This window comes from Polynucleobacter sp. MWH-S4W17 (assembly GCF_018687535.1).
Taxonomy (GTDB): domain Bacteria; phylum Pseudomonadota; class Gammaproteobacteria; order Burkholderiales; family Burkholderiaceae; genus Polynucleobacter.
In genome coordinates, this window is the sequence record NZ_CP061295.1 from 1,921,039 (window position 1) to 1,943,293 (window position 22,255).

General features: G+C 46.8%; 20 protein-coding genes. 6 read left to right on the forward strand and 14 right to left on the reverse strand.

Annotated features, from left to right (window positions below; genetic code table 11):
• Nucleotides 1-30: 30 nt before the first annotated feature.
• Genes C2755_RS09640 through argS form a run of 3 tightly spaced genes read right to left on the reverse strand, consistent with a single transcriptional unit; the run spans nucleotide 31 to nucleotide 3,022 of the window.
• Nucleotides 31-675, reverse strand: a complete 645-nt coding sequence (locus tag C2755_RS09640) for a thiol:disulfide interchange protein DsbA/DsbL (protein ID WP_215321124.1) — start codon at nucleotides 673-675, stop codon at nucleotides 31-33.
• Nucleotides 672-1,259 (reverse strand): SPOR domain-containing protein, encoded by a 588-nt coding sequence (locus tag C2755_RS09645; protein ID WP_215321125.1) that lies wholly within the window; start codon nucleotides 1,257-1,259, stop codon nucleotides 672-674. Before C2755_RS09645 ends, C2755_RS09640 begins: the two co-directional genes overlap by 4 nt.
• Before the next feature lie 35 nt (nucleotides 1,260-1,294).
• On the reverse strand, nucleotides 1,295-3,022 hold the full coding sequence (gene argS / locus C2755_RS09650) for an arginine--tRNA ligase (protein WP_215321126.1): 1,728 nt from the start codon (nucleotides 3,020-3,022) through the stop codon (nucleotides 1,295-1,297).
• Between the two features lie 35 nt (nucleotides 3,023-3,057).
• Between argS and C2755_RS09655 the strand changes: the two genes are divergently transcribed.
• Entirely contained in the window at nucleotides 3,058-3,375 is a 318-nt protein-coding gene (locus tag C2755_RS09655) for a DUF1840 domain-containing protein (RefSeq protein WP_215321127.1), read from the forward strand.
• Here C2755_RS09655 and metH read toward each other — a convergent pair.
• Nucleotides 3,372-6,122 (reverse strand): methionine synthase, encoded by a 2,751-nt coding sequence (metH, locus tag C2755_RS09660; protein ID WP_215321128.1) that lies wholly within the window; start codon nucleotides 6,120-6,122, stop codon nucleotides 3,372-3,374. The genes C2755_RS09655 and metH overlap by 4 nt on opposite strands.
• The gene (locus C2755_RS09665; RefSeq protein ID WP_215321129.1) at nucleotides 6,119-7,183 is read right to left on the reverse strand and encodes a homocysteine S-methyltransferase family protein; all 1,065 of its coding nucleotides are present in this window, start codon (nucleotides 7,181-7,183) and stop codon (nucleotides 6,119-6,121) included. Before C2755_RS09665 ends, metH begins: the two co-directional genes overlap by 4 nt.
• 74 nt (nucleotides 7,184-7,257) lie before the next feature.
• On the opposite strand from C2755_RS09665, the gene C2755_RS09670 reads away from it, so the two are divergent.
• Nucleotides 7,258-7,716, forward strand: a complete 459-nt coding sequence (locus C2755_RS09670; protein ID WP_215321130.1) for a PhaM family polyhydroxyalkanoate granule multifunctional regulatory protein — start codon at nucleotides 7,258-7,260, stop codon at nucleotides 7,714-7,716.
• On the opposite strand, the gene C2755_RS09675 is transcribed toward C2755_RS09670, so the two are convergent.
• On the reverse strand, nucleotides 7,628-8,713 hold the full coding sequence (locus C2755_RS09675) for an MBL fold metallo-hydrolase (RefSeq protein ID WP_215321131.1): 1,086 nt from the start codon (nucleotides 8,711-8,713) through the stop codon (nucleotides 7,628-7,630). The two genes, C2755_RS09670 and C2755_RS09675, sit on opposite strands and share 89 nt — an antisense overlap.
• Nucleotides 8,714-8,754: 41 nt before the next feature.
• On the opposite strand from C2755_RS09675, the gene C2755_RS09680 reads away from it, so the two are divergent.
• Nucleotides 8,755-8,931, forward strand: coding sequence for a DUF1289 domain-containing protein (locus C2755_RS09680; protein WP_215321132.1), 177 nt, complete (start codon nucleotides 8,755-8,757; stop codon nucleotides 8,929-8,931).
• Nucleotides 8,932-8,962: 31 nt separating this feature from the next.
• On the opposite strand, the gene C2755_RS09685 is transcribed toward C2755_RS09680, so the two are convergent.
• Nucleotides 8,963-9,946, reverse strand: coding sequence for an MDR family oxidoreductase (locus C2755_RS09685; RefSeq protein ID WP_215321133.1), 984 nt, complete (start codon nucleotides 9,944-9,946; stop codon nucleotides 8,963-8,965).
• Between the two features lie 87 nt (nucleotides 9,947-10,033).
• On the opposite strand from C2755_RS09685, the gene C2755_RS09690 reads away from it, so the two are divergent.
• From C2755_RS09690 to C2755_RS09700, 3 genes are read left to right on the forward strand one after another with little or no spacing between them, the layout of a single operon-like run.
• Nucleotides 10,034-10,330: a hypothetical protein gene (locus C2755_RS09690; RefSeq protein WP_215321134.1), complete on the forward strand. Its 297-nt coding sequence runs from the start codon at nucleotides 10,034-10,036 to the stop codon at nucleotides 10,328-10,330.
• Between the two features lie 10 nt (nucleotides 10,331-10,340).
• A complete protein-coding gene (locus tag C2755_RS09695; protein WP_215321135.1) occupies nucleotides 10,341-10,841 on the forward strand; it encodes a flavin reductase family protein in 501 nt (166 codons plus the stop codon).
• Between the two features lie 28 nt (nucleotides 10,842-10,869).
• Nucleotides 10,870-11,532 carry a glutathione S-transferase family protein gene (locus C2755_RS09700; RefSeq protein WP_215321136.1) on the forward strand — a complete coding sequence of 221 codons (663 nt, stop codon included), beginning with the start codon at nucleotides 10,870-10,872 and terminating at the stop codon, nucleotides 11,530-11,532.
• Between the two features lie 18 nt (nucleotides 11,533-11,550).
• Here the strand turns inward: C2755_RS09700 and C2755_RS09705 are convergent, their stop codons facing one another.
• The 7 genes from C2755_RS09705 to C2755_RS09735 all read right to left on the reverse strand — a co-directional run bounded on the left by C2755_RS09705 (nucleotide 11,551) and on the right by C2755_RS09735 (nucleotide 22,249).
• Nucleotides 11,551-14,586, reverse strand: a complete 3,036-nt coding sequence (locus tag C2755_RS09705; protein WP_215321137.1) for an efflux RND transporter permease subunit — start codon at nucleotides 14,584-14,586, stop codon at nucleotides 11,551-11,553.
• Between the two features lie 7 nt (nucleotides 14,587-14,593).
• Nucleotides 14,594-15,733 carry an efflux RND transporter periplasmic adaptor subunit gene (locus tag C2755_RS09710; protein ID WP_215322365.1) on the reverse strand — a complete coding sequence of 380 codons (1,140 nt, stop codon included), beginning with the start codon at nucleotides 15,731-15,733 and terminating at the stop codon, nucleotides 14,594-14,596.
• Nucleotides 15,734-15,902: 169 nt separating this feature from the next.
• On the reverse strand, nucleotides 15,903-17,405 hold the full coding sequence (locus tag C2755_RS09715) for an efflux transporter outer membrane subunit (RefSeq protein ID WP_251368474.1): 1,503 nt from the start codon (nucleotides 17,403-17,405) through the stop codon (nucleotides 15,903-15,905).
• Between the two features lie 164 nt (nucleotides 17,406-17,569).
• A complete protein-coding gene (gene glmS / locus C2755_RS09720) occupies nucleotides 17,570-19,402 on the reverse strand; it encodes a glutamine--fructose-6-phosphate transaminase (isomerizing) (RefSeq protein WP_215321139.1) in 1,833 nt (610 codons plus the stop codon).
• Entirely contained in the window at nucleotides 19,402-20,925 is a 1,524-nt protein-coding gene (gene glmU / locus C2755_RS09725; protein ID WP_215321140.1) for a bifunctional UDP-N-acetylglucosamine diphosphorylase/glucosamine-1-phosphate N-acetyltransferase GlmU, read from the reverse strand. Before glmU ends, glmS begins: the two co-directional genes overlap by 1 nt.
• Nucleotides 20,922-21,830, reverse strand: coding sequence for a tRNA 2-thiocytidine(32) synthetase TtcA (gene ttcA, locus C2755_RS09730; protein WP_215321141.1), 909 nt, complete (start codon nucleotides 21,828-21,830; stop codon nucleotides 20,922-20,924). Before ttcA ends, glmU begins: the two co-directional genes overlap by 4 nt.
• A 23-nt stretch (nucleotides 21,831-21,853) precedes the next feature.
• A complete protein-coding gene (locus C2755_RS09735) occupies nucleotides 21,854-22,249 on the reverse strand; it encodes a dihydroneopterin aldolase (RefSeq protein WP_215321142.1) in 396 nt (131 codons plus the stop codon).
• Between the last annotated feature and the right edge of the window lie 6 nt (nucleotides 22,250-22,255).

Genomic DNA, 22,255 nt, shown 5'->3' on the forward strand with positions numbered 1-22,255 from the left:
AGTGTTACGTAGCAAGCTGTTTCGAATTTACTACTTGTACTTATCTTTACGAATTTTCTCTTCTAGATAACCCATTACTGCGATTGCTTTAGCCTTAGATCCAGCAATGGATGGTGATGTTACGTACTTGCCTTGCATCACAACGGTTGGCACTCCATCAATACGATAGGCTTCCGTCAATTGCTTGGCAGCACGTGCTTTAGAAACTACTGCAAAAGAGCGATAGGTCGCCAAGAAGGTATTGCGATCAATGCCTTGAGACGCAACCCAATCTGCGATCTCCGTCTCCGTGAGGAGATGTTTATTTTCTTTGTGTATTGCGTACATGACTTTTTCATTTAGAGCATCAGCTTTGCCCATCGACTCTAGAGCGTAGTACATCTGACTATGCGGCAAAAAGTCATCGCGAAAGGCTACAGGGACTCTTTTGAAAACAACGTCTTTAGGTTGACGCTTTACCCAGCTACTGAGCTCAGGCTCAAAGTCATAGCAATGTGGGCAACCATACCAAAAGAATTCAATAACTTCTACTTTTCCCTTGGTTTCGACCGGCTGCGCAACAGGCAATATACGGTAATCAAAACCTTCTTCGATTTTTTGAGCTTGTGCGCTAGCGAAACTACTTAAAGAAAGCAGTGCTAATAAAGTAATGAATCTTTTGCTGAATGAAATCATGATTTACTGGATTTGATTAAGGTTGGTTTAATGCCAATGCCACTCAATTTATCTCGCACTGAGTTGCTCTCATCAACACTGTTGTAAGGACCTACACGTACGCGCCAAAGAGTATTCCCGTCACTTGTGACTTCACTTAGCTGGGCTTGAATTCCCTGAATAGCTAAATTCGCTTTTTGCGCATCTGCATCAGCACGCTTTGTAAACGCACCCACTTGCAAGAAATACATGGCGTCTGATTTGCTTGCAGGGGATGCGTCCGCTGGCTTGTCAGCAGTTTTCTTGCCATTTACCAAATCTCCAATCGGATCGGGTGACGCAGGGGCGGGTGATTTACCCTGGAGCGGCTTATTCAAATCTACAGGCTCAGCAGGGGCGCCCGCTTCACCCTCCGCAGGTGCTGTAGAAGGCTTAATCATCAAAGGCAGACTTGGGGCACGCATCCCCGGTCTTTCTTGAGGGGTATTTTTAGAAAGATAAAAGGCAATGACAAAGGCGATTCCAAGGCCGACGCCCAAACCCAAAATAAAGCCGAGAATAGTGCCGCCGTATTGGGAGTTTTGTTGATTCGGTGTTTTCATCATTTCCTCATCTTACATCTTCACTTCATACCTCGCTATTACATCTTTATTGGCGCAGATACCCCGAGTACTTTTAAGCCATTTTGTAGAACTTGTCGGGTTGCTAGCAGCAATGCAAGACGCGCTTGCTTTAAGTTTTGATCGTCAACCAAGACACGATCCGCGTTATAGAAGGCATGGAAATCACCAGCCAAGTCACGCAGGTAAAAAGCCAATGCATGGGGCGCTAATTCTTCGGCAGCGGCCGTCAGAACCTCTGGGTATTCTGCCAAACGACGCAGCAAATGATCCGATGCTTTACTTTGTAAGAGCGATAAATCAGCCGTAGCCAAATCCGATACTTGGCCACCCCACTGTTGCAAGATTGAATTAATTCGCGCATGCGCATACTGAACATAGAACACTGGGTTCTCATCGTTTTGCTGCAAGGCTAAATCAATATCAAAAACGAACTCGGTATCTGCTTTACGCGAAATCAAGAAAAAGCGCACGGCATCGCGACCGCGCTGCAAAGCCAATTCCCTCTCTTCTGGCGTCATCTCTGGAGTAACGCCGCCTGACCATTCAACCAAATCACGCACAGTGACATATGAGCCCGCACGCTTAGAAATTTTGACTTCTTCACCATGGCGCATAACCGTAACCATCTTATGCAGCACATACTCTGGATACGTTTTAGGAATATCCCAGCCGCGGTTCTGCGCTACACCTTGCAGGCCCGAGCGTACACGGGCAATCGTGCCATGGTGATCGCTACCCTGCACATTAATCACTTTCTGAAAGCCGCGATTCCACTTGCTGGTGTGATACGCCACATCAGGCACAAAGTAGGTAAAGCTACCATCAGACTTACGCATCACGCGATCTTTATCGTCACCATCATCCGTACTCTTCAACCAGAGCGCACCTTCGGATTCATAGGTCTTGCCAATGCTTTGTAAGTCGCCAACAATTTGTGCAACACTACCGTCGGTATATAGAGAGGACTCTAAGTAATAGCAATCAAATTTCACGCCAAAAGTTTTTAAATCAATGTCTTGTTCATTACGCAAATAAGCAACCGCAAATTGGCGAATAGCTTCAAGATCATCTTTAAATTCTGGAGAAGATTTAAATGCGCTAGCAATCTCCGCAATATATTCACCGTTATACGCCTGCTCAGGCCACTTGGCATCACCTGGCTTCAAACCCTGTAAGCGAGCTTGAACAGACAAGGCTAAATTCGCAATCTGCACACCGGCATCGTTGTAATAAAACTCACGATGAACTTTGATTCCCTGGGTGGCTAATAAATTAGCTAAGGCATCACCCAGCGCTGCTTGTCTACCGTGGCCAACATGCAATGGTCCAGTTGGATTGGCAGAGACAAACTCAATCATGGCGTTTGGAACAGACTCGCCGACTTGCACAGACTCACCAAAATGAGTCCCTGCAGCAAGTATCTCCTGAACTACGGTAGTCTTAGCTGCATTACTAAGGCGAAAATTAATAAAGCCAGGACCAGCGATGTCACAGGATGCAATCAGCTCATTGAATCCCGCTTGCTGCTGCAAGCGCTCTACCAAAGCCTGTGCCAGCTCACGCGGGTTCAGCTTCCAAGCCTTTGCTAGCTGAAGGGCGATATTACAAGCGACATCACCATGGTCAACAGCCTTGGGACGCTCCAAACGGGGGGTAGGAGCCTCTCCTAGGTCGCGCTCCTGAGCCAAGCCTGCAAGCGCAGCACTCAGCATTTGAATTAAACGATTTTTATTGGTTAACAACATAGATTAGTGAGTTTATCAGGTGGTAAGCTATCGAAATGATCTATCAATTTCGCTCAAAGGCTGGTCCAGATGTCATCATGCTGGCGGATCTGACTAAACGAATTTTTGATATTTTGGGGCGCCCCCTGGAGCCTCGCGGAATTTTGACCGTTGAGCAACTTCCTGACCTCATCACTGCCCTAGAAACTGCCATCCTCAAAGATCTTGAGGAGCGGGCTAAAGTAAATGACGAGTCCGAGAAGGGTGCTGAGAAGCCTAAGCTGGCCGATCGCCTTGGACAGCGAGCCTACCCATTCCTGGAGTTGATGAAGCAATCCAAAGCCACAGACGAACCCGTCATGTGGGGCGTCTAATCTAGCAAGCTCGCCAGCTGGCGACGGGTGTCTTCAATACTTTGACCGCGGCGTTTAGCCAAGTCTTCAACCTGATCATCCGATAGCTTACCCACATTGAAGTAGCGTGCTTCCGGGTGAGCCAAATAGAAACCACTCACGCTAGAAGCTGGATTCATGGCCATAGACTCGGTCAGAGTCATACAAATATCTTCAGAGCCAATGACTCGCAACAAATCCTCTTTAACCTCATGCGCAGGACAGGCTGGGTAACCAGGTGCAGGACGAATACCGCGGTACTCTTCATTGATCATTTGATCGTTTGTCAAAATCTCATCCGTTGCATAGCCCCATAAGTCTGTACGCACGCGATGGTGCATCAGCTCAGCAAAAGCTTCCGCTAACCGGTCAGCCAAGGCCTTCAACATAATGGCGCTGTAGTCATCGTGCTTTGCCTGAAACTCAGCCACTTTCTTTTCAACACCATGACCAGTCGTCACTGCAAAACAACCCAGGTAATCAGCAACGCCGGAGTCCTTTGGCGCAACATAGTCAGCTAAACAGCGGTTGGGTCTGCGTACACCCTCTACAACAGGGCGTTCGGATTGTTGACGCAAGTTATGCCAAACAAATAAAGGGTGCTCTCGAGCTTCGTCGCCATACAAAACAATATCGTCGCCAATGGTATTGGCAGGATAGAAAGCCACCACAGCATCAGCTTGTAGCCATTGGCCTTTAATCAACTTATCAAGTAATGCTTGAGCATCTGCAAATACCTTGCGAGCTTCTACACCAACAACCTCATCATCCAGGATTGCAGGAAACTTTCCTGCTAAATCCCAGGTCTGAAAGAACGGTGTCCAGTCTATATATTTAGCAATATCGCTCAGTGCAAAGTTTTTAAATACACGACGACCAATGAACTTCGGCTTCTCTGGAACATAGGCAGACCAGTCAATCATCTCGCGATTCTTGCGCGCTGCCTCTAAGGAAATGGTTGGCGCCGCTTTCTTATTGGCGTGCTGTTCACGAATGCGTACATAGTCATCGCGCAAATCTTGAATAAACTTCTTAGCACTTTCATCAGACAGTAAGCTGGAGGCCACTGATACTGAGCGGGATGCGTCAGGCACATACACCACTGGGCCATCGTAGTGCGGGGCAATCTTTACCGCAGTATGAACGCGCGAAGTTGTTGCGCCACCAATCATCAACGGAATTTGACGTTCACGGAACCAATCATCACGTTGCATCTCTTGCGCAACATAAGTCATTTCTTCTAGTGAAGGTGTAATCAGGCCAGATAAACCAACAATATCCGCATTCTCTTCTTTGGCACGTTTAAGGATATCTGCACAAGGAACCATTACACCCATGTTAGCTACTTCAAAGTTATTACATTGCAGAACAACAGTCACAATATTTTTACCGATATCGTGCACGTCGCCCTTCACGGTTGCCATGACAATCTTGCCCTTAGCTTTGGCTTCGCCGCCTGCTGCAATATGTTGGCGCTTTTCTTCTTCGATGTACGGAATCAAAATGGCAACTGCTTGTTTCATCACGCGGGCGCTTTTGACTACCTGAGGCAAGAACATCTTGCCCGCACCAAACAAGTCGCCCACGACATTCATGCCATCCATCAGAGGGCCTTCAATGACCTCAATAGGTCTGCCGCCAGCGCCCATGATTTCAGCGCGCAACTCTTCGGTGTCTTCTTCGATAAAGGTGGTGATGCCATGCACTAGGGCATGCGTTAGACGCTCACGTACAGGCGCTTCACGCCACACTAGGTTCTCGACCTGCTTAGCGCCACCACCCTTAAATTGGTCAGCAATATCGAGCAAACGCTCGGTAGGTGTTTTGCCATCTTTTTCTTTAAAGCGATTGAGAACAACGTCCTCAACACGCTCACGCAACTCTGGATCTAAATCAGCGTACACACCTAATTGACCAGCATTCACAATGCCCATATCCATACCAGCTTGGACAGCGTGATACAAGAACACTGTATGAATTGCTTCACGAACACGGTCATTACCGCGGAACGAGAAGCTCACATTGGAAACGCCGCCACTAACCTTAGCACCCGGTAGGTTTTCTTTAATCCAGCGAGTGGCATTAATAAAGTCGACCGCATAGTTGTCGTGCTCTTCAATGCCAGTAGCGATTGCAAAAATATTCGGATCAAAAATAATGTCTTCCGCTGGAAAGCCAATCTCGTTTACCAAGATCTCATAGCAGCGCTGACAGATCTCAGTCTTACGCTTAAATGTATCGGCTTGTCCTACCTCGTCAAAAGCCATCACTACAGAGGCGGCACCATAACGGCGAATTAAACGCGCTTGCTTTCTGAAGGACTCCTCACCCTCTTTTAAGGAGATCGAGTTCACAATTGGCTTACCTTGAATACACTTCAGACCCGCTTCAATCACGCTCCACTTGGAGGAGTCGATCATGATGGGAACACGAGCAATATCAGGCTCAGAAGCGATTAAGTTGAGGAAGCGAGTCATCGCCGCCTCAGAATCTAACATCGCCTCATCCATATTGATGTCGATAACCTGTGCGCCATTCTCAACCTGCTGACGCGCCACTACGAGCGCTTCATCAAACTGATTATTCAAAATCATGCGAGAGAATGCTTTGGAGCCTGTGACATTGGTACGCTCACCAATATTGACGAAGCCAACATCTGCTGTAACGTTAAATGGCTCAAGACCAGAAAGCTTCATCGCTGGCATCGCTTTTTTCTCCGTCGTGCTCATGCTGATACCTCCGCATTCTCACGATAGAAAGCGCGTGGCTTCCGTTTGGCAACCGCATTAGCAATTGCGCGAATGTGATCGGGTGTCGTGCCGCAGCAGCCGCCTACTAAATTAACTAAGCCATCTTTAGCAAAACCATCTACTAGGCTAGAAGTGATTTCTGGGGTCTCATCAAAGCCCGTATCACTCATCGGATTAGGCAAGCCCGCATTGGGGTAGCAAGACACTGCCGCATCGCAAATTCTTGCTAGCTCTGCAATATAGGGGCGCATTAAAGCAGCCCCTAATGCACAGTTCAAACCAAAGGTGAGTGGCTTGATGTGACGCAAACTATTCCAAAACGCCTCAACTGTTTGACCAGACAAAATACGGCCAGATGCATCTGTCACCGTTCCAGAAATCATTACCGGCAAACGCTCACCGGTCTCTTCAAAAAATTCATCGAGGGCAAAGAGTGCCGCTTTGGCATTGAGCGTATCGAAAATAGTTTCAACCAAAAATAAGTCAACGCCACCCGCAAATAATCCTTCAATCTGCTCACGATACGAAGCACGTAATACATCAAAGGTCACATTGCGTGCGCCCGGGTCATTAACATCCGGTGAAATACTCGCTGTCTTTGGTGTAGGGCCAATTGCGCCAGCAGCAAAACGAGGTCTTTCTGGGGTGCTGTATTTTTCACAAGCTGCGCGCGCTAATTTGGCGGAGACTTCATTCATCTCACGAGCCAAGCCAGCCATTTTGTAGTCCTCTTGCGCCACTGAGGTTGCACCAAAAGTATTGGTTTCAATAATGTCAGCGCCAGCTTCCAAATACTGCTCATGGATCTTGCTAATAATTTGTGGTTGCGTCAGAACTAGCAGCTCGTTATTGCCTTTGATGTCGCCGGGATGATCGGCAAATCGGGTATTTCCCGGCAAACCACGATAGTCGGCCTCGGTCAACTTATATTGCTGAATCATGGTGCCCATGGCGCCATCCAAAATGAGGATGCGCTGCTTCAAAAGCTCGGGAAGCTTTTGACCACGGGTATAAGGCTGGGACAAACCATTAGATTGCATTGTTAAACCGGGATTAATCTCTAGAATCCCTTATTCTATTGGAAAAGCCACTTTTCATTCACCCCGGAGCCCTTATGTTTGGAACCATTCCAGAATTCAATCAAAGCCTAGATATGTTTAAAACCATGTGGGGACAAGGCGCTGCAGGTCAGGCCGGACAGTTCCCCTTCACGGCAGACGCCTCTAAGGCTGCTGGCGGCTTTGCATCGGCTTTTCCTGGCTTGGATGTAGATGAGCTTGAAAAGCGCATCAAGGACCTGAAAAGCGTTGAAAACTGGCTCAATTTGAACCTCAACATCCTCAAATCAACTATTCAGGGTCTTGAAGTTCAGCATGCCACCATGATGGCGCTCAAATCCTTTGGTGATGCCGTCTCAGCGGCTGGCGCTGCAGCCAGCTCAACAAGCGCCCCAAAGGAAGAATCCAAGACTAAAACGACTAGCGCTAAACCACGGAAAACCGCAACACGCCGTCCTCGCAAAGCTGGCGACGCAACTTTCCTCGACGAAGTAGGTAATTCAGATGAGCAATAGCCTCACCCATTGCAAATGTGAGCTGATGAATATCTAATTCACGTTTAAACAAGACCGGCACAATCTCCCTAGCATGTGCCGGTTTTTTACATGCGGCCAAAGTATCCGCCAAGCGATCATCATGATGCGCTTTGAGTTGCGCAACACGCGGCCTAATTCCAGTAAATGGTTTGCCATGTGAAGGAAGCACTAACGTATCCTCAGGCAACACTAAATATTTTTCAATAGAGTCCAGATACAAGCCTAGCGGATCTGCATCTGGGTCAGCATCATAGACGCTCACATTAGTAGAAATACGGGGTAACAACATATCTCCAGAGATTAATACTCCAAGCTCTTCACAAAAGAGAGAGGCGTGCTCTGGAGCATGCCCATAACCCATGATGACTTGCCACGCATGACCACCAATCAAAATAGACTCGCCATCAATAATGCGGCGGTATTGACGCGGCACACCAGGAACCATATTGCTGTAGTAATTGGAGCGCCCTCGAATTTTTTCTAAATCGTCTGAGCCCGTTAAACCATGTCTTTGAAAGTGATCTGCGGAACCGCCGCTGCCAGCACGCGAACCAACTGCGGCGCCACCCTCTTTGCAACTTAACCATTGGGCAGTTAAATAATCTGTCATGGAAATCCACATGGGGACATGCCATTTTTCACAGAGCCATTGCGATAGACCCACATGGTCAGGATGCATATGCGTCACGATGACGCGCAAGACTGGCATGCCTTCAAGCTGAGTAGCAAACACTTGTTCCCAAGAGTTTCTTGTCTCTTCATTATCAATACCGCAGTCCACAATCGTCCAACCCGCAAGACCATCAATTTCGTCGCGCAGCAGCCAAAGATTGATGTGATCTAAAGCAAAGGGCAGACGCATTCTGATCCAGCGAACACCTGGCGCAACCTCTATGCTGCTACCCACTTCCGGAAGGACGTCTCCTAAGGGATAATGAACTGCAGCTTCAGCGCTTGCTTTGTTTTGAGTATTCATGGCTTAGTGTTATTGATTGATTTTTTACTTCTAGGTTTGCTTTGACAACAGTTCCATCGCCTTGCATTAATTGGTGTGACATTAATCCTGAAAATGGTTACTGTCGCGGCTGCTATCGCACCCTGACCGAAATTGCTGATTGGTCCGAGCTGACTAATCCTGAGAAGCTTGAGGTTTGGTCAAAACTACCTAGTCGCAAACCCCAAGCACCCCAGTAAAGCTAATCTTTAGTTGCTTGTTATTTCTTTTTTATTTATTGACGTCGACAATCAAGCGCCCGCGTACATTTCCTGCCATTAATTCTTGCGCGTATTTTATTGACTCCTCAAGCGTAATCTCATGAGAGATTTCATCTAAGGTTTTCAGATCCACTAACTTACTCAACTGCTCATAGGCAGCAATGCGTTTTGCACGTGGCACAGTCACACTATTAATGCCGTACAAAGTCACGCCGCGTAAAATAAATGGTGCAACACTTGAAGGAAAATCCATGCCCTGAGCCAAGCCACAAGCAGCTACTGCGCCATCGCTCTTGGTCTGCGCACACGCATTAGCCAGGGTATGACTGCCCACACTATCAACTACTGCAGCCCAACGCTCTTTTGCCAATGGCTTGCCAGGAGCAGATAAGATGGCGCGATCAATCACTTCAGTTGCACCCAATTTCTTCAGGTACTCTGCTTCGGCCATACGGCCTGTACTCGCGACAACAGTAAAACCTAGCTTGCTGAGAAGCGTGATGGCAAAACTGCCAACACCGCCTGCAGCACCAGTGACCAAAACCTCACCATCGCTTGGCTTAAGCCCATGCTTTTGTAGCGCCATGACGCAGAGCATGGCGGTATAGCCTGCAGTGCCAATGGCTAATGCTTGTTTAGCAGTAAACCCCTTGGGCAGCGGAATCAACCAATCGGCCTTCACACGAGCCTGCTGACCTAAGCCACCCCAATGCCCTTCCCCAACTCCCCAGCCGTTGAGAAGCACCATGTCGCCAGTCTTGAAGTCGGGGTTGGTGCTCTCCATCACTTCACCGGCAAAATCGATGCCCGGCACCATTGGGAAGCTGCGAACCACCGGACCTTTGCCCGTGATAGCCAGGCCATCCTTGTAATTGAGGGTGGAATACAGGACCTTTACGCGAACATCTCCCTCTGGGAGGTTAGCCTCATCGACCTGGGCTAATTCTGCGCGATACCCTTGGTCATCCTTATTTACCAATATTGCTTTAAACATGTCTCTTCCTTTTAGAGCGAGGTATTTCCCCGCAGCAATTGCTTAATAGGTTTATCCTAACGAGCATTGCTGATTATGGAGGTTTCCATGAAAAAAATTCTACTATTAACTACGATTTCTGGCTTGGCGCTGTCTGGCTGCTATTCCACCCAAATTAATATGTCCATGGGCAATATGCGTCTGATCACCTCTAGCGCTGCACCGCAGGATGTCATGGATTTCGCCACTAAGACCTGTAAAGATGATTTTTATGAAGGCGCCAGCTTTCTGTCCAAGGCAGGCAAAGAATATCGCTTCAAGTGCGTAAAAGCTGAAGAGAATGAAGTTTTAAATCCCATTCCCGGCACAACACTGACCGCTACAGCAAAAGCTGAAGCTAAATAAGTAAAGATTAATGACCCCATTTACTTCACAAGAGCTACGCAAAGGTTTCGCATCATTTGCAACTGGGGTCACTGTTATCACCTGCCTGGATGAGGAAAGCAATTCTCACGGCATTACGATTAGCTCCTTCAACACTGTCTCACTCGAGCCACCACTCATTCTTTGGAGTCTCAAGAAGCATTCACGTCTAATGCCTTGGGTTGAGCTTGGCAAGAAACATCTGATTCATGTGCTAGAGCGCTCGCAAGAGAATCTGGCAATGCATTTCGCTACCGTGAAGACAGATCAATTCAAGGGAATTGATCACAAGCCAGCAGCTAGTGGACTAACGCAAATAGATCGTTGCGTTGCTTACTATGAATGTGAAACTGTTTGTGTTCACATTGGTGGTGATCACAACATCATTGTTGCCAAAGTAATTAACTTAAAAAATCATCCTGAACGAGAGCCGCTCATTTTTGCGCGCAGTCAGTTTGTTGGTCTCGATTTCACAGAAACTAAAGCTAGCTAATACCAATTCTTCTTTGTAAGGAAATGCCATGATGCGTTTATGGGGTCGCAAAAGTTCTATTAACGTTCAAAAAGTATTGTGGTGTCTTGCTGAGCTTGGACTAAAAGAAGGCAAAGACTTTGAGCGCATCGATGCTGGCCTACAATTTGGAATCAATAACACTCCAGAGTTTTTAAAACTCAATCCCAATGGCTTAGTACCGACGCTACAAGACGGTGCAATTGTGCTGTGGGAATCCAATACCATCATGCGCTACTTAAGCCATCAGCATGATCAAGCTGGGCGCTTTACAGCAGATATTAAGACTCATTACGAATCCGAGAAATGGATGGATTGGCAGTTGGGCACAATGTGGCCAGCGCTGCGCATAGCATTTCTGGGTCTTACTAGAACACCCGAGGTAGAACGTCAATACGAATCGATTCTCAAGGGATATCAAGAAACTAATCGGCTGCTTGGATTGCTAGATCAAACATTGTCTAAGCAAAGCTATTGCGCGGGCAATCAATTTCAGCCTGGAGATATTGTTTTAGCCCTTTGTGTCAGCCGTTGGATTCTTCTGAATCAAGCCTTCCCGCAGCAAACTGGCGAGCGTGCGCCTCTTAAGAATATCGATGCCTGGTTGCAGCGGCTAGAAATAGAAACCTACTTTAACGATATTGTTGAAAAAGAACTCAATATCGTTAAATAGTTTTTCTGTCTTTCATTTTTACTGCTGCTTAAATTTCTTGGCGTGGTGATCGGCACCAATAAATAAGTACATTGCCGGCACTACAAAGAGTGTGAACAGCGTACCAATTGATAGGCCAGTGAAAATCACAATGCCCATAGATTTTCGTCCTGCGGCACCCGCGCCAGAAGCAATCACCAAAGGCAATACGCCTAAAACCATTGCTGCAGTTGTCATCAAAATCGGGCGCAAACGAACGCTACTTGCTTCAACGATGGCATCGAGCTTACTGCGCCCTGCTTCCTGAAGTTCATTCGCAAACTCCACGATCAAAATACCGTGCTTACTAATCAAGCCCATGAGTGTGACTAGGCCAACTTGGGTATAGACGTTTAAGGTCGTGAACCCCAAATTAATAAATATCAAGGCGCCAAATAAGGCTAGCGGCACAGAAACCAAAATTACAATGGGATCGCGGAAACTTTCAAACTGTGCTGCAAGCACCAAGAACACAATCAGAATCGCAAAGAACATGGTAACTAAGAAGCCGCCAGATTCAGCCATAAATTGGCGTGACGGACCTGCGTAGTCCATGGTGTAACCATTAGGCGCAACCTCTTTCAGAGTCTGACGCATGTACTCCAATAAATCTGCTTGCGAAATAAATGGTGTGCTTACACCCGAGATCGTTGCTGAATTTAATTGCTGGAAGTGATTAATAGACTGCGGCACCACCCTTTGTTTAATCGTTGCGATAGTGCGCGCTTGAACCATCGCGCCACTTGGTGTACGTATGTAGTAATCCAATATTTGATCTGGATTGAGACGATCCACTTGCTTTACTTGTGGAATCACACGATAAGAGCGTCCGGCCACCGAGAAGTAATTCACATATCCACCTCCTAAAGCAGCAGATAAGGCTGAACCGACTTGTTGCTGAGTCATGCCTAGGGCAGCAACTTTTTCTCGATCAATCTCTAAAACATCTTGTGGCTTATCAATCTTGAGGTCAGAATCTACGAAGAAGAAATTGCCACTGCGGCGCGCTTTATCAAGTACTGCTTGTGAGACTTCATTTAACGCTGCATAAGACTCCGTTGTATTAATAACAACCTGTACAGGCAAGCCTTGAGCGCCAGGTAAGGCTGGAAACTGGAACGCAGCAACGCGCGCGCCTGCAATAGAGTTCCACTTTTGCTGCATATCTTCTTGGAACTTGGTTGCGTTACGACTGCGCTCACCCCAGTCTTTCAGCAAGATACCACCAAAGCTCGAAGTTGGGCTCGTGATCTGGAAAGCCTGTTCATATTCTGGTTCTGCAGCTGCAATTGCGTAAATTTGATCTGCATAAGTCTGCATTTGCGTCACCGTACTATTAGGGGGTCCTGATGCTTGCATCAAAACAATGCCCTGGTCTTCGGTTGGCGCTAATTCAGCACGCGCAGTTGAATATAAATAAGCTACGCCCCCCAGCAAGATGACTCCCATTACGATAATGACCTGCCAAGTGCTGAGCAAATCACGTAAAGTAGTTTGATAGCTGTGATGCACCTTCTCAAATATGCGATCAATCTTCTGCACAAAAGGTGACGCCTCTTGCTCCTCTGTGAAGATGCGAGAACACATCATGGGCGAGAGTGTTAAGGCAATTAATCCTGAAACAGCTACGGCACTAGCCAAAGTAAAGGCAAACTCAGTAAATAGCGCACCCGTCAAGCCACCCTGAAAGCCAATCGGGATATACACCGCAATCAGTACCACTGTCATTGCCAAAATAGGTCCGCCTAATTCGCGGGCAGCAATTAAAGATGCCTCTAGCGGTGACTTACCTTCTTTCATGTGGCGGTCAACGTTTTCCACCACGATGATGGCGTCGTCCACCACTAATCCAATTGCCAACACTAAAGCCAATAGGGTAAGCAAATTAATCGAGTAGCCCAGCACTTGCATGAGGAAGAAAGTACCAATGAGCGATAAAGGCATTGCAATCACTGGAACAGCAACCGCACGAGCACTACCCAAGAAGAGGTAGATCACCACAGTCACAATCACCAAGGCCTCTATTAAGGTGGACACTACCTCATCAATAGAGCTGGTAATAAATTTAGTAGAGTCGTAAACAATCTTGCCTGTCATGCCAATGGGTAATTGCTTCTGAATATCTGGTACGACATCGCGGACCCTTTGTGCCACGTCTAACAGGTTGGCCTGCGGCGCAACCTTAATAGCAATAAACACTGACCTCTTACCGCTAAAGGCAACGTTCGTGTTGTAGTCCTCAGACCCCATGGTGACATTAGCCACCTGGTCTAAATACACAATATTCACGCCATCTTTTTTAATGACTAACTTGCGAAACTCATCCAGAGTATGTAAGTCGGTACCGGCAACCAAGTCAACCGAGACCATCTCGCCTTTAGTGCTTCCAACTGCTGATAAATAGTTGTTGGCTGACATGGCGTTATACACATCATCGGCGCCCACACCAAGACCGGCCATCTTCTCTCGATCCAACCAGGCGCGTAAGGCGAATTTACGTCCGCCAGTGATCTCTGCATTCTGAACCCCTTCAACAGAATCCAGCTTTGGCTTTACAACTCGCAGTAGATAGTCGGTGATAGCATTGTTGGGGATGTCATCGCTATAGAAACCCATGTACATTGCGGCAGTAGATTGCCCTACCTGCACTGTCAAAATAGGTTGTTGCGCCTGTGGTGGCAACTGATTCTTTACCGCACTAATTTGAGTCTGTATCTGCGTTAATGCCGCGTTTGAGTCATAGTTCAGTTTGAGCGTTGCAGTAATGGTGGAGACTCCACTCACGCTGGCAGAAGATAAGTAATCAATCCCTTGCGCCTGAGCTATAGATGCCTCAAGAGGCTGAGTAATAAAGCCTGCAATCGTTTCAGGATCGGCACCATAGTAGGCCGTAGTGATGGTCACAATCGCATTTTGCGTTTGCGGATATTGATTTACAGGTAAAGAGCCAATTGCCTTCAAACCAAAAATCAATACAAGAGCGCTCACCACCATGGAGAGCACTGGCCTACGGATGAATATGTCAGTCCAATTCATCTGCTATTTATTCCTGCGGCTTTGGATCGGGTGAGTTAGCTGGCTGCACTTTGTTGTTAATAATCAACGGCGTGCCATTCTTGAGTTTGAGCTGGCCACTAGTAACCACCGTTGCGCCTTCATCAACACCCTTCAAAATAGCCACTTGATCACCACGAGTTAATCCAGTCGTTACAAATACCTGTTGTGCCTCAAGGGCTGGATTGCCTTGCTTATCTTTCTTGCCGGTAGGTTTAGCAATAAAGATGGTCGAGCCATATGGGTTATAAGTAACTGCTGTCTGAGGCATGGTCAGGTATTTCACTTGATCACCTAGCTTGATATTCACATTAGCAAACATGCCCGGCAAAATTTTCTTATCCGGATTAGCGAGTTGCGCCTCCACTTGAATATTGCGTGTATTGGTATCGACCTTTGGACTAACAGCAGTAATCTTGCCTGTGAAGCTTGCATCCTTAAATGCATCGGTAGTCACCTCAACCTCTTGGCCAACCTGAATGAGTTCGGCATTGTTTTGCGGTAAGTTGAAATCTACAAAAATAGGATCCAAGGTTTGTAGCGTTAGTAACTTATCGCCAGGGTTTACATACTGCCCTGGATTGATAGAAACAATACCTACACGACCACTAAATGGCGCTTTGAGGTTTTTCTTGGCTACTAAAGCAGTTTGTTGCTCAACCTGCGCTTGTTTTGATTTGGAATCAGCAGCGCTCGTATCAAATACGTTCTTACTAATTGCCTGAATTGCTAACTGCTGTCTATCTCGCTCATTAATGACTTTAGCTAGATCAGCCATTGCTTTTAAAGAATTCAGCTGAGCTACATCAGATGCATCGTTTAATTTAATGAGGAGTTCCCCCTCTTTAACGTCTTGACCTGACTTAATGGGTACAGTCTGCACTAAGCCGCCAATCTCAGTGCTGAGCTCAACACCCCTAAATGCACGGACATTACCTACGCTGGTTAATTTAGGCTGCCATTCTGCATTTGTAATCACCAGGGTGGATACCGTTGCAGGAGGCAATCCCATGCCCGCAATGAAATGCTTAATCATGAAAGTCTTCAGCTGATTGAAAGCGAAGATCAGGCCCAATAATAAAAATACACCGCAAAGCATGATGGTCATACGACGTTGCAAGGGCTCCATTGCCATGAGCTTTTCATGAGCCTTGGTACCGCGCCATTTTTGACCCATGCTCGCCCAAAAGGCCCTGGTCTTTTCCCACAGAGCAATTGCTCTCTCACGTAATTTCCATTCAATTACTTTACGTTGCGTCCATGCCCACAAGGCAAGAACCAAAGCAACGAGCTTGTTCTTAATTTGTTCCAGAAGTTTCATTTTGATCTTTGTTCGCTATGTCTTTTGGTTTAAAAGCAGGGCCTTCACGATTCCACCAGCCGCCACCTAATGCTGCAAATAAAGCTGCCGTATCTGAGAAGCGAGTTGCTTGTGCTGCAACAGATTTCACTTTTGCTTGCTGATACTGATTTTGGTAATAGAGCACTGCTAAATAACTGGCTGTACCGAGTTTGTACTGTTGCTGCACTAAGTCCAGAGTTTCGTAGGCATAACGCTCTGCATCTGAAGCTGCCTTGAGTGCCTGTGCACCAGTCTCTAGTGCGCGTAATGCATTGGCTACTTCTTGGAATGCATTTAAGACGGTTGCTTGATATTGAAATGCTGCTAGCTCGTAGTTCGCAATCGCGCCACGACGTTGCGCCAGCAAAGCACCACCCTGAAATAAAGGCTGCAAGATGCCGCCACCCAAACTCCATAAGGCAGAGTTCGGCCCAAACAGCCCACTAGATGTCAGCGCGGCCGCACCAATAGATCCCGTGATATTAAATTGCGGCAATAAATTGGCAGTTGCAACACCCACGAAAGCATTCTGCGCTTTTAACTGGGCTTCGGCTGCCCGCACATCAGGGCGCTGACGCACTAAGCTAGATGGGACCGATAGAGGCAGCTTCTCTGGCAAATGCAAATTAGCCAAATCAAACTTTGCAATATTGGCGTTGCTCGGAATCTCTCCCACTAATACTGCCAATTGATTGCGTGCAAATGCGAGATTTCTTTCGTAGTTAAAGAGATCCACTTGAGAGTTCGATACCAAGGTACGCTGTGAAGTGACGTCTACTCTAGAAACCGTACCAATGATTAACTGCTTTTCAGTGACTTCAGCAAGATTCGTTTGAGCCTTCAGAATTTCTTCTGTGGCCTGCATTTGTGCACGAAGCGCAGCCTCTTTAACGGCGCTTGTTACTACGTTAGCCGTTAACGAAAGATAAGCGCCCTCTAATTGAAACTGTGCAACTTCTGCTTGCGCGCGCGCACCTTCAACCGCTCTCCGAGCTCCGCCAAACACATCTAACTTGTAAGTCACATTAACTGTGGCGTTGTAGAGGTTATAAGTATCAGAACCGTAGTTCATGCCATATACGGCTGAAGGTTGTTTCTGTCTTATGGCATTTGCACCAACACCAATCGCTGGAAAGTATTGGCCGCCAATCTGTGCGTTGACATTTTCTTGTGCAGCACGCAATGCTGCGTCTGCTGCACCTAAATTTGGATTTTGCTCAAGCGCTCTTTTAATCAGCGCATCAAGTTCAGGAGATTTATAAAGCTCCCACCATTGCGCCCCTATATCTGCACCTTCAACAAACTCTTGATCTGTACCACCTGGCACACCAGGCGCAGTAGCGAGCTTCTTAGCTAGAGGGGTTTCAGTATAGGAAGATGTGTTGGGCGCCTCGGGTTGCTTAAAGTCTGGACCGACCGCGCATGCAGAGAGAGCTAGCGCACAAATTAGCGGAAGCAATTTCAAACCTGAAAGATGGGGTATCGACAGAAACATAAGTTACAACAAATATCCTCTTTTACAAGGGTTATTTGACCACAGAAATGCAATCAGAGCTTCGTAAAGCCCTGATTTATCTACTGAATTTTGTTCACAACTTTGGATGAATGTCAAACAATCGAAAATTATTCGACCGTAACACTCTTCGCCAGATTTCTGGGTTTATCAACATCAGTGCCGCGTGCGCAGGCTGTGTGATAAGCCAATAGCTGTAGGGTAACTACATGCAATATTGGTGAGAGGTTGCCATAGTGCTCAGGCAGCTTGATGACATTGATGCCTTCGCTACTTGAGATGCGAGTATCTTGATCAGCAAAAACATAAAGTTTGCCACCACGTGCTTTGACTTCTTGCATATTGGATTTGAGTTTCTCCAATAAGGCGTCATTAGGCGCAACAGTAACAACCGGCATCTTGTCTGTAACTAAAGCAAGCGGTCCATGCTTTAACTCGCCAGCTGGATAAGCTTCAGCATGGATATAAGAAATTTCTTTGAGCTTTAATGCACCCTCAAGTGCAATTGGGTAATGCATTCCACGGCCTAGGAATAGGGCATTTTCACATTTAGCAAAAGCATCGCTCCAGGCTATGATTTGTGGCTCAAGCGCTAGTACTGCATGTAGCGCTTTTGGTAAATGGCGCAAGTCACGCAGGAGCTCCTTCTCTTTTTCTGGAGAAATTCTGCCATCGCGTTTAGCAATCGAAACCGCTAAGAGATAAAGCGCTAAAAGCTGCGTAGTAAATGCCTTTGTTGAGGCCACTCCAATTTCAGCACCAGCCTTGGTCAAGAAATGCCAATCGGTTTCACGGACCATGGCGCTACTGGCAACGTTACAAATAGCCAATGTAAAGCGGTGACCCAAACTCTTGGCATGACGCAATGCTGCCAAGGTATCTGCTGTCTCACCAGATTGTGAAACCACCACAATGAGTGTTTTTGGATTAGGTACGGTTGTGCGATAGCGATACTCACTAGCAATTTCTACTTGTGTTGGAATACCAGCTATATCTTCTAGCCAATATTTAGCAACACATGCGGAGTAATAACTTGTGCCACATGCCAATATTAAAATCTGCTCAAAAGCTTTCCAATCTTCTGGCTTTGCTTCAAATAGCCCAGGACCAAAGTCAGCGATATTGGCAAGCGTGTCGCCAATTGCTCTAGGCTGCTCAAAGATTTCTTTTTGCATGTAATGCTGATAAGGGCCGAGATCAACTGAGTCAGCTTGAGCAGGCATAGGCTTCAGCTCTCTTTGGGCGACCTTACCAGCTTGATCAATTACCTCAACGGAATCTGCCTTAAGCACGGCGACATCACCCTCTTCCAGATACATCATGGAATGAGCACGTCCTGCTAAAGCCAAAGCATCAGAGGCTAAGAAGTGCTCATGGTCGCCAATAGCAACCACTAGAGGGGATCCAACGCGAGCGCCTACTAAAGTGCTTGGATTATCTTGTGCGATCACACCAATAGCGTATGCACCATGCAACTGAGGAAGCACTGCTCTTACTGATGCCGCAATATCCTTTTGGCCACTAGCAACATATTGCTGGTGAATTAAATGGGCGATAACTTCGGTATCTGTTTCAGAGGTAAACACATATCCAGCAGCCTTTAAATCTGAACGCAGAACTTCATAGTTCTCAATAATGCCGTTGTGTACAACCGCAATTAAGTCGTTTGAAGTATGTGGGTGTGCATTTTGGGTATCTGGCTTGCCATGGGTAGCCCAACGTGTGTGTGCAATACCCAGGGTGCCGAAAAAATCTTTACCTTGCTCACCTAATTCAGAAACACGTGCGGTAGTTCGAGCTCTTTCGATGGGGTGCTTGGCATCCTCGCCATTAATGACCGCAAAACCACAAGAGTCATAACCGCGGTACTCTAGGCGACGTAAACCCTCAACCAAAACATCCACAATATTTTTACGGGAGGCCGCGCCAACAATGCCGCACATTATTTTTTACCCTTTGCAGTTTTTTTAACCGTCTTCTTGACGGGCTTATCCACAGCCGTCTTTACTGCTGATTTTTTAGGGGTTGCTTTCTTGATGGCAACTTTTTTCACTGGTTTCTTTTCTTGCTTTACAGGGCGTTGCCACTGTAAGGAAATTTGTTTTGCTCTGGATACTGTAAGCTGATTGGCAGGCGCATCTTTAGTCAAGGTTGTTCCTGCGCCCAATGTGGCACCACGGCCAACACGCACTGGTGCAACCAACTGAGTATCAGAGCCAATGAAGACATCATCTTCAATAATGGTCTGGTGTTTGTTAACGCCATCGTAGTTACAAGTAATGGTGCCAGCACCAATATTGACTCGTGAACCAACAATGGAGTCACCAACATAAGCTAAATGATTAGCCTTGCTATTGGCTGCAATTTTGCTGTTCTTCACTTCCACAAAATTACCAATATGCACATCATTTGATAAATCTGCGCCAGGACGCAAACGAGCATAGGGGCCAATCAATGATTGATTGCCGACTCTTGCGCCGTCCACATGGCTATATGCATGAATAGCTACACCTTTGCCGATCACGCTATTGCGAATAACGCAATATGGCCCCACCTTCGTACCAGTATCTAGAGTGACACAACCTTCAAATACGCACCCCACGTCAATTGATACATCAGTGCCGCACTCTAAGGTACCGCGCACATCAATACGTGCAGGGTCAGCAAGCGATACGCCAGCATCCATTAATTGATGGGCAATATTGAGTTGATGCACACGCTCTAATGCGGCGAGTTGATCACGACTATTGACACCAATCGTTTCAAACTCATCATTAGCTTGCGTTGTGCGAATCGGCACGCCATCTTTAACAGCCATGGCAATCACGTCAGTCAAGTAGTACTCGCCCTGTGCATTGCTGGCGCGTAAAGACTTGAGCCACTTCTTTAATGAGTTCGTTGGCAATACCATGATGCCGGTATTAATTTCTTGAATCGATTTTTGTGCAGGCGTCGCATCCTTCTCTTCGATGATCTCTTTCACAGAACCATCTGCATCACGAACAATCCGGCCGTATCCAGTTGGATTGGCAAGGTTTTGAGTTAGGAGCGCGAGTGCACTGTCTTGACCGCGAACACCATCAGCTAACTTCGCTAATTTGGCTAGTGTCTTTTTTGTAGTGAGGGGAACATCGCCATATAAAACTAAAGTGGGCTCTTGAACATCTAATTTAGGCAAGGCTTGCAATAGCGCATGACCCGTTCCTTTTTGTTCAGCTTGCAGCGCAGTGCTTACTTTGTCAAAGCTTGGGTCTTCCTTGCTTGTGTTTAGCAAGAATGTTTTTACATCTGCTGCGCCATGACCAATCACTACAACGGGGCCAGATTTAGACTTCTTGTCTTGTAGTGAAAGCGCGGTATTGAGAACGTGTTGGAGCAGGGGCTTGCCTGCGAGAATTTGCAGGACCTTGGGCAGCGCGGATTTCATCCGCTTTCCTTGCCCAGCAGCCAAAATGACGATATTCATAAAGGGGGATTATAAGTCCCCTGAATCATGGTTCCACAGGCTAATTCATCCAATTCGGCCTCATCAATTGCCCTGTCGCCAGAAGATCTAGCAGCAATACCCGCTAACTCGGTGGAAATCTCCAGATTTTTGAAATCAAAAGCTTCGCCATCCATCAAATGGGAGGGGACAATGTGATGCATAGAGCGAAATAAGTTCTCTACCCGTCCTGGATGCTTTTTTTCCCAATCGCGCAGCATTTCTTTCATGACCTGACGCTGCAAATTAGGCTGACTTCCACATAAATCACACGGAATAATCGGGAAGTTCATGTCTGCCGCATAACGTTCAAGCAGTTTCTCGGGGACATATGCCAAGGGGCGAATCACTATATGTTTGCCATCATCTGAGCGCAACTTGGGCGGCATCCCTTTTAGCTTGCCCGCATAAAACATATTGAGCATCAAAGTTTCTAGAATGTCATCACGATGATGACCTAAAGCAATCTTCGTTGCGCCCAACTCATCCGCCACACGATACAAAATGCCACGACGCAAGCGTGAGCACAATCCACAAGTGGTTTTACCCTCTGGAATAACGCGCTTCACAATGCTGTAAGTATCTTGTTCTTCAATGTGATACTGAACACCTAAACTCTTCAAATAATTGGGCAAGATTTCAGCGGGGAAATTAGGCTGCTTCTGATCTAAGTTCACTGCAATAATTTCAAAATTGATCGGTGCGCGCTCTCGCAACTTCATCAGGATATCGAGCATGGCATAGCTATCTTTGCCACCCGATACACACACCATCACTTTGTCGCCCTCTTCAATCATGCCAAAGTCGCCAATGGCCTGACCTACCAAGCGACAGAGTTTTTTCTCTAGCTTATTTTCTTCGAAGACCACTTTACGAATATCGCCCATAAGAGTTCTTTTCTAAATTCTATTTAAGAAGTCTTGATACGAAATACTTCAACACCCACAGAGTGGCAATCAGGATAGACATCCGGCTTAGCAGTGCTCACACGCGCAGCCAACACCTTTGGGTGTAACAACATTGCCGTCACGATGTCATCGCAAAAGGTTTCCTGTAAATGAATATGCCCCTGAAAGGCCCGAGCCTTAATAGTTTCACGCATGAAGTCGTAATCGACCACCTCATCCAACTGATCATTGGTTGGCGTATTCATTTCAAGGGGAATATATAAGTCCACATTGAGTATGACGCGCTGCTCTGCTTTTTTCTCAAAGTCATGAACTCCGATGTTGATATAAATCTCATAGTCCCGGAGAAATAAACGGCGACAGTCGACAAGGGCGGGATGAGAAAGAATAGCGTGCATGTATAT